Annotated in this window: 1 pseudogene; it reads right to left on the bottom strand. The window is 53.1% G+C overall.

The features are described from left to right. A pseudogene (locus ACFPPD_RS21675) lies at positions 1-906 on the bottom strand (S-layer homology domain-containing protein); the annotation flags it as partial.

Raw genomic sequence — 906 nt, 5'->3', positions numbered from 1 at the left:
TTCACTTTCGCATAGTACTTGCCGTCAATGACGACGATCTTGGTCGGTACATGGCGAACGGTTCCGTCCGGGTCAACAACGACCCCGGTCGTGATTTTGCCCGGGTCTACACCGCCCGGAATCGCAATCGTTCTTTCCACGTAAGCGTTGAACTTGGACACGTCAATCGTGGTGTCCCCGTAATTGGCTTTTACCGTAAAGTTGAGCGGCGGCACGACAAGGGTTAACTCCCCTTTAGCTGCCGAGTTTTCCACGATTTTCACCGTGTCCGCTGTTGGTTTGGAAATTTCGATCTTTACCTTAATATCCTGAAGCTGAATGCTTATGCCGAGCTGATCCGATATCGAGTCTATATTGATCTGCTGCGCAGGCAACGTATAGGTCGCATTCTCCGTTTTGATTTCAACGACCGCCTGCTTTTGCTCCATGTTTTTGACCATTTGGCCGTCAAGCTCTCCGATCACGACATCGGATTTCGTACTCACTGGAATCGTAATCACGGCATGTTCGCCTTCCGCCGCGAGCTTGTCCTCCAGCTTCTTCGAATCGACCTCAACGGTGGTTACCGTTTGCTCATTTACTTTGGTTGTTGTTGCCGTGCCTGCGTTCTCAGCCTTGCCATTGACCAGCACTTCGACCCCGGTGTTCGATGTATCTGGTAAGCTTACCGCTGGCGCTGTTGTATCCGGCGTTGCTATCGTTGTGAACGGGATTGCCGCTACGCTCGAAGCATTGTCAGCCGCATCCTTGACGATGGCAAAGGCCTTGTACGCTGTGGATGCGGTCAAGCCTGATACGCTAGCCGTGTTCGCTATTGCGCCTGCTGCCGCTGTTCCTTTGGCTACGGCTGTTCCTTGTGCTTCAATCGCTGCCGCATTCGGCGCTGCGTCTGCCGCTGCATAGACA

This window comes from Cohnella suwonensis (assembly GCF_042655365.1).
In the GTDB taxonomy this organism is placed as follows: Bacteria; Bacillota; Bacilli; order Paenibacillales; family Paenibacillaceae; genus Cohnella; species Cohnella suwonensis.
Note: the sequence above shows the minus strand (reverse complement) of the source record. Positions and strands in the feature narration are given on the sequence as shown.